At 34.4% G+C, this 7,803-nt stretch carries 7 protein-coding genes; all 7 read left to right on the top strand.

The genetic code is table 11. The features are described 5' to 3' along the window. Positions 1-94: 94 nt before the first annotated feature. A complete protein-coding gene (locus tag ACT9TX_RS17895) occupies positions 95-799 on the top strand; it encodes a hypothetical protein (protein ID WP_481340385.1) in 705 nt (234 codons plus the stop codon). Between the two features lie 8 nt (positions 800-807). Next, positions 808-2,151, top strand: a complete 1,344-nt coding sequence (locus ACT9TX_RS17900; protein ID WP_481340387.1) for a hypothetical protein — start codon at positions 808-810, stop codon at positions 2,149-2,151. A 10-nt stretch (positions 2,152-2,161) separates the two neighbouring features. Next, positions 2,162-2,662, top strand: a complete 501-nt coding sequence (locus ACT9TX_RS17905) for a hypothetical protein (protein ID WP_481340389.1) — start codon at positions 2,162-2,164, stop codon at positions 2,660-2,662. Positions 2,663-2,692: 30 nt separating this feature from the next. Beyond that, the gene (locus ACT9TX_RS17910) at positions 2,693-3,283 is read left to right on the top strand and encodes an N-acetylmuramoyl-L-alanine amidase (protein WP_481340391.1); all 591 of its coding nucleotides are present in this window, start codon (positions 2,693-2,695) and stop codon (positions 3,281-3,283) included. A 74-nt stretch (positions 3,284-3,357) separates the two neighbouring features. Beyond that, entirely contained in the window at positions 3,358-3,837 is a 480-nt protein-coding gene (locus ACT9TX_RS17915) for a hypothetical protein (protein ID WP_481340393.1), read from the top strand. Between the two features lie 441 nt (positions 3,838-4,278). Beyond that, a complete protein-coding gene (locus ACT9TX_RS17920) occupies positions 4,279-6,672 on the top strand; it encodes an AAA family ATPase (RefSeq protein ID WP_481340395.1) in 2,394 nt (797 codons plus the stop codon). An 8-nt stretch (positions 6,673-6,680) separates the two neighbouring features. Continuing rightward, positions 6,681-7,793, top strand: coding sequence for a hypothetical protein (locus ACT9TX_RS17925; protein ID WP_481340397.1), 1,113 nt, complete (start codon positions 6,681-6,683; stop codon positions 7,791-7,793). Positions 7,794-7,803: the final 10 nt, after the last annotated feature.

The following is a 7,803-nucleotide window of genomic DNA, read 5'->3' on the forward strand; positions in this document are numbered from 1 at the left end:
GCTTCCTCCTGAAAATAGCATTATTCCTGTTTGCTTTACAGCTAAAGAAAATTAACTAGCAACTTGAGTTAATTATTTAAGTCATAACCTTGGCTTGTTTGCAGGTGTATATGAAAGTAAATCCATTACAACTAATACAGAAAGTACTTATTCTAATGGTACGTTTGCCTATCACATAGCGTATATACCTGGTAGGCGAGACAGTGCAAAGTTGTTTTCAGATACAGGTGTTATTTCTAATGTGCAAACAATAAGAAACATTAGCCTTTTCTTTTCACCACAATTTAGGCTTACCAATACTTCTGCTAATGATGATGGTTTGCACATATTCACCTCATTGTGGTTAGAACTGCAATGGCAAAGGGTTTCTAATAGTTTAGATCGGTCTAAACTTGGCAAACTAGATAGCACACTTATCAAATACAGTGATGTATCTAACCCATCGTACAATACACAAGTAGAAACTAGAAAAGAAACAGATATCCGTTCTCATTATTTTGGTTTGGGCTTACCTATTGTTTATAGAGAGAAGGATGTTAATGTCTTTTTTAATCCAGTAATTGGTATAAGTAACCAGCCTACGGCCGAAGATTTTAAGTTTCAAAAGTCCGATATATCAAACTTTAGTCAAAGTTGTTGGCGCCCATTTTATGTGTTTCAGTTTAGGCTAAATGAAGACAAATATGGTATCAGTTTTACGGGCGAGGTAAGGGGTTTAATTAAGAAAGATAGCCCACCAATTGTATCGCTAGCACTTACCAAAAAATTCGATTTGTCAAAATTTATAGAATTTAAATAATTACATCTGTGGCTTATCAACCTAATAATTCTGAAATTCTTAATAATAGTATTGCTGTTGATGATGCAGGATGGATATTGCAAAATACAGCCATCCTTATTACGCACGGCATAGGCGACCAATTGCCCTTAGCTACTGTTGATCAATTTGGTAGAGGGCTTGTAAAACAACTTAGAAAAGCATTTGGTGCTGATATTACATTGCAGCACCAATTGCAACCTAAACAAGGAAAAGACGGTAATACATGGTTTGATAACGTACTACGAATACAAAAAGCAGGTAGTAGTTATTCTATTGACATTTACGAATATTATTGGGCCAATTACACAGAAGATAAAGCCACTTGGAGCGATTTGAATAAATGGTTGCAAGGGGTAGTAAATGGGGCAAAAACATTTTATGCAAAAAATGCTGCCATTGGTAAAGCCTATGGCGATCAAAGTATATTTTTTGATAAAAAAACAGGGGCTTTTAATGTGCGCACTTACCGTTTTTTTCTTGCCACAGCGTCTCGTGTATTTATGGCATTAGATGCGCTTACTACATTCTCTATTAAACTCTTAGGGCGTTTACCGCTTTTTGGCAGTATAGCGGCCTCTCTTTTACAACGCTTTTTCGAAAGCAACATCCATAAGCTTACCAATATTTTGGGCGATGTAGTGGTGTACAATGTCACTGACCCTAAATCGCAATTTTATGGGATAAGGCGTTGCATTTTAGATGGTGCTGTAGATGCACTAAAGTATTTAATTGAAAAAAGAGTAGGCGAGAAAAATGATAAGGATACAACAGATACAAGAGAACTTGCTTATCCATCAGTAATTGTAGCTGCCCATTCCTTAGGTACACAAGTGTCTTACGATGCCATTAACCAACTCAACCTTTTAGTAAACCAAGGTGAAATTAAAAGTTATACTAAAGATGGTAATTGCATTGTAAACAATCAATTACCCATATCTAGCCAATTGCGTAGCTATATCACATTTGGGTCGCACCTAGATAAAGTGGTGTTTTTTCTTAGAGAAAACGTGCCAGATACCGAATACATACGCCAGCAATTGCTAGACAATTACCATGGGTTTAAGCAGCGTAGTTTAGACTTTGACAACAACAGCACCACCAATGCCAACTATGTAAAAGTGAACTTACAATTAAACCGATTGCTTGAACGAATACAATGGCGCAACTATTGGGATAGTAAAGATTATGTAAGCGGCAATTTAGACTATTACACAGGTCTCACAAATGTTGATTGTAAGTTTAAGGCTGGCACATTTGGCTTTACACACAGCTACTATTGGGATTGCGAACCCTTTTTTGCAGATATCATTAACCACTTTTTAATACCCTAATTTATTTTTTATGATCAATGCTATAGACATACAGCCAAAGGAGTTTATTAATACCCATACCAATCAATTAAATGGATGGATAAAGCGAGTCGTTAAAACACAAACCGTGGTATTAATTGTTGCCACAACTATTGCAATATTGGGCATTATACTAGCTTGCCTTTTGCAAAAATCAGCAAGTGATACTTGCGTGTTTACTTGTAGTTATTATTTCTGCAAGCCTATTGTTAATTACCCTTTTATTACCTGTATTGTTACAGAAATAGTGGCTATTGTAGCTTTTGGAATTTACAAAGCATTGCTAAAAGCTGTTAAAGATTACGAGCGAGAGTTACTAATACTGCGAGACTTACAAATTGCCATAGACTTGGCAGCGCAGCTACCAGAAAAAACCGAAAGGCGTGTAGCAGGTAATGAAAGCGATACTACCAATAAAAAAGTAGAAAGTACACCTAAGGCTAAACTACAAGAACAGATAATACAAACCCTACTTACACGCTGTAGCCGATAATTTACCCACATTATTTAAAATACAAAACCAATGTTTACAAGATTAGATGCTGTTAACCGTATTGTCCTTTCTGTAGGGCATGGCGGGCTTAGTGGCGAAAGCTACGACCCCGGCGCTACCGCAGGTAGCTTTACCGAAAATACCGAAGCCAAGCAAATAACCCTATTGCTTGCAAGTAAGCTTACTAAAAATGGGCTTACGGTAGTACTAGTGCCAGATTATGGGTTAACAAAAACCATACAGTACATTAATGCCCGCTACGATGCCGATACCGATTGGGCTTTTGAAATACACAAAGACAGTGTGGAAAAATTTGTAAAAAGCACTATGGCTAAGCGTGCAGGTGTCTATTATCACCCTACAAGCTTAGAAAGCCAAGCCATTTCCAATAAAATGGCCGAAGTGTTTAAAGCTAATGGTGCCAATAAAACCAGTTGGAGCCGCCCTGATACTGCTAGTAACCACGGTAGGCTTGGTTGGATACGCCAACCAAAAATGCTATCTCACCTGATAGAGTGTGGCTTTATGCAAGATGACCTAAGCTCTGCAAGCGATGACTTTTATGCCACGATTATTGCCCAAGCCATTTGTACCTGCCTTGGTAAAACGTATAAATCATAAATTTTTCAACCCCGCCTCACGCCGAAAAGCGGGTTATCAAAACAGAGTAGGTAATTAAAAAACAATTAAAAAATATGGCAACTAATTTAATTTCTGCTGTATTATCTGATGCTGATAAAGATGCAGCAAAAGCAGGCATTGCAACTGCAAAAAGCAAAATGCCTTTTCTCATTTCTTTAAGCGAGGAGCAAAAGAAAGGCAAGCGTAGAATGGGGCAAAAAAGCGTAGAGTACGTAAAGCTAAACCTACGTGGCGTACAAAACTTTGGTAAATACATACCCACGGCAACGGTAGATGGGGATGAGTTTGGCAAAGATGTAACCCTTATTAGTCAGCTATGGGATGTAAGGGTAGTGGTAGCCTCTTTGCTAGAAGAGATAGACGATACCATTGCCGCTGCAAGTATAGATTGTATGAAAACAGCAGATAACGTGTACGATTATTTGAAAAAAGCAGCCAAATCGGATGCGGCAGTAAAAGCATTGATTGAAGAAATTGCTAAACGCTACGAAAAGCAAAGCAAGAAAGCCGCACCTAGTACTACGGTTAAATAAATAATAGGATGATTACATAGCACATTAGGCTTAGCCCCGCTAAGCCTAATGTTGCTTTTTGTAGCAACGGAGATACAAAAAGCATCAACGGAGACACTTTGAGTGAGTATGGTACGCACTTTTTGTAGCAATAGAGTCACTTAAAGTAGCAATGGAGACACTTTGAGTGCGTACGGTAGTCGCTTTTAGTAGCAACGGAGTCACTTAAAGTAGCAATGGAGACACTTTGAGTGAGTATGGTACTCACTTTTTGTAGCAACGGAGATACAAAATGCATCAACGGAGATACTTTGAGTGAGTATAAAGGCGGTTAGAACGATATTTTAGTATAATGACGTTTGTGTTCATATGTTATTGCAATATTAGATGCACAGGATTAAATAACAAACGATATTTCCCAAATCCTGTGTGGTATATTTTGGCATACAAGAAATGAATTTTATGATAGAAAGTAAAAAAGAATTTTTTAAGAGAATAGCATTAAAACCAGAATTGAAAGACAATAAGCTTTCTATTGTTTTGGCAAATCATCCCGAAGCAGATATCTCTAATAGGGAAGCTTTCTTTGACAGATTGTACCCTTTGTGGCAGAGATATAATGAAGATGATAGAAATAAAATAACTCCATACAAGCTTGAAGAAGAAAATAAAAGCTTTTCTGAGTGGATAGGTAAAGACCTACGTATAAAAAAAGTATTGCTGAGTAATATAAGAGGCATTGAACAATCGGATATACCCTTTGGTATAAACTTTTGTGATGAGGAAGGTAATCCACAAAGTATGATTATTTTAGGGGCTAATGGTGTTGGTAAATCTTCTGTTTTTGATGCTATCGAAATGACCTACTGCAATAAAATTAGTGAGGCCAAGTATAGAGGAATAAATGATCTTGAGAATTATATAGGTAGATTTAATAAAGGCTTTAAAGAGACTAACTGTAAAATTGAGACTGAAAATAAAACTTTAGATATTCAGTTAAGCAATATAATACCAGATGTGTTAATGCCATCTACTCATTTTATTTCACAAGGAAGTACTTATGATGTTCTTAGACTAGAATTTACTGACGTTAATAGAGGACAATCAAAATTTAAAAATATTCTTGCTGCTAATTTGGGTTTGTCTGAATTACAAACAGTGGTTGCGCAGTTAAATGCTTTTGCAGGTTATTCCAGAAGAAAAGAAACAACAAATCGTAATAATTTAGTTAACACTATTAAAACAAACGAAGACTTTAACAAGGAAGGTAAAGTTCAAATTGAGTTTAAAAGAAATCGCATTTATGTATTAAAAGAAGGGCTTGCAAATTCAAGCAACAATGAATTAAACACCAGAATTAGTAACATTCAAAGAACTATTTCTCAGTTGCAATCTACTTCGAACGCTATTCGATTTGATTATGATGTATTGTTGAAAAATATTAACCAGTTTAAAGAAGCCTACGAAAATTTTGTTGCAGTAAATACTGCTGACGGTGGATTAAAGTTGATACAGTTTTTAACAGATGGTAGAGAATTATTGGAGCATTCAGATAACTGTCCTTTCTGTGAAAGTTCAACTCTGAATAACGATGAATTGAAAAATGCTTCGAGTAAAAGACTTGAAGCATTAAAAGAGAAATCGGCATTAGCAAGTAAATTAAATACGTTGCATAGTGCTATAATGCAACAATTAATGCAATTGTATGGCAACACAAAAAATTTAGAAGAGTCATCCTCAACAGACTATGAGAAAATTGGCAGTGATTCTTTGTTTTTTGATTTAAAAGATAGCTACCAAAAGTTTTATCAGTACCTAAAAGTGTTTACAGCAAACGACATTTTTATAGATATCAATGCACTTGGTGATAACAAGGATTATAATAATGATAGGTATGCTTTCTTGAATGATTTGTTGCATCGATACGACGCTTTTTTATTAGATGAATTGAAATCATTTGCTGAAACAGCACCAAAGTCTGCAGAAAAGAAGAAGGAACTTTTAGAAAAAGCTTCTAAAGAATTAGAAACTCTTAGAAGTGCCAATACAAACGATTCTGTAGCAGAGATTGCTATTTTAGAGAAGGAAATAAAGGACCTTGAGAATAAAATAGCAGCGAATGAAACGGTAAATCAACAAAGTCATGTTGAACAATTATATCTAGAGAAATTTATTGAAGAGTTCAATAAAATGAAAGAGGAAGCTGATGATTTATGGAAGGAAATCAACAACGAAGTTTCTAAAAAAGCAGCCGAAGCGTTTGAACCCTTAAAAGAAACACTCACAGTTGTATTCAAAGAATTCTATTCAACATTCGAAGAAGATAATTTATCTATTAAAATTGAAACAGTACCTGTTGTTAACCAAGACACCGGCGAAGTATTAGCAGAAGAAATTGATATAAAGATTTCAACAAAAGATGGTGATGCTATTGAGGTAAACAAATACTTAAATACTTTTCGTTTAGAACTATTTGCAACCTTAGTTCAGGTCGCAATTGCCATTGCATCAAGGAAAAATAATGGTGTCAATTTTCCGATAGTAATTGATGATATTTTCAATTCAAGTGATTTTGAAAGTAAAGCCCATATTCACGAATTTATGCTTAAGCTATTTGAACTTTTCAAAAAATACAATGAAGACTACCCTTTACAATTTATTCTGTTTACACATGACGAAACACTATTTGAAAGCCTTATTGCGACACCATTAGAAACAGCCAATAATCTACAATTTGCTAGGCTATTCAGCTATGAAGAAGCTGAGGAAAAAGAAGATTATAAAGAGTTGGTTTATAAAATACCAATGAATTTAACGAGCGACATAATCAATATGAGTTTACAAAATTTAGATTAAACAAAATAATGAAAAAATTATTCAGATATCCTTATACAGTTGCTTTAACCCTTGTTACAGTACTGATATTATTTTTTGGTTACAGATGGGTTGATTATAAAATTGGAAGAGATCGAACTATTCAAATTGATTCAATAATTACAAGAACCTTGCGAAATGAATGTAGGGAAGACTTTTTAGTACCGAAATATGTTATTATACAATCAAAAGATAGTTTTAAGAACATCAATACAGACTCAATAAAAGTCCGTCTAACTAAAATTCTTTCTGAAAAATATATACATGGGGCAAAAGCTAGCAAAGAAGAAATCTTAGATACGATGGTTTCATTTGATAAAGAACTCACAAGAGAAGATCGGTTAAGGTTATCTAATAAAATTAACTTGATGGTTGATAAACTAAATAAGGAAGTTGATTTTACACGAAGAAACTTTGATGAGGAAGTAAATAAATTGAATAGATGGCTTTCGTTTTGGATTGCACTAATAGGATTTTTAGGCGTGATTATGCCTATTCTACTTAACTGGAAAACTATAGATGATTTTGCCAAACTCAAAAGGCGAATAAAAAAGCTAAAAGGCGATAGTTATACTACTCAAGTTAAAGTTGATATTGCAACTAAATTTCTTGATGATAATAAAGTTAGGATCGAAAGTATTAAGGACTTAGAAGAAAAAATTGTTACTGCCTCAAGCAATTTGAAAGAAATAGAAGGGAAATCTGAAGATGCTAAAAGAAATGCAGATGATGCGTTAGAAAAAACTAAGAAACATGAAACATTAATTAAACTGTTGTATGTGACAGATAACATAAAAGAGTTAGACTATATTTTCATTGCAAACTCTTCAAAAGGAACATTTTGGGAGATTTTTTTAAAACTTTTAAAACGGACTTATAAAAAATTAGAGGATTGTAAAAGTTACATTGAAGAAGATGAACTTACAGACTGTTTAAGGGATCTGATGTTAAAACTATCTAGTATTTCTAAGATGACAATTTCTGACAAAGCTCAGATGGTTAGTATAACTGAATTTTTAGAAAAAGCTACTGAAATACCAGGGCAAACGCATCTAAATTTATTTTTTGCATACTTATTAAGTAAAGGCGAACGTTTTGGATAGAAAACATTTA

Source organism: Parasediminibacterium sp. HNIBRBA5674 (assembly GCF_056745525.1).

Coding starts and splice junctions, on each gene's coding strand:
- ACT9TX_RS17915 (WP_481340393.1), top strand. CDS start 3,358: ATGGCAACTAATTTAATTTCTGCTGTATTATCTGATGCTGATAAAGAT.
- ACT9TX_RS17925 (WP_481340397.1), top strand. CDS start 6,681: ATGAAAAAATTATTCAGATATCCTTATACAGTTGCTTTAACCCTTGTT.
- ACT9TX_RS17920 (WP_481340395.1), top strand. CDS start 4,279: ATGATAGAAAGTAAAAAAGAATTTTTTAAGAGAATAGCATTAAAACCA.
- ACT9TX_RS17910 (WP_481340391.1), top strand. CDS start 2,693: ATGTTTACAAGATTAGATGCTGTTAACCGTATTGTCCTTTCTGTAGGG.
- ACT9TX_RS17905 (WP_481340389.1), top strand. CDS start 2,162: ATGATCAATGCTATAGACATACAGCCAAAGGAGTTTATTAATACCCAT.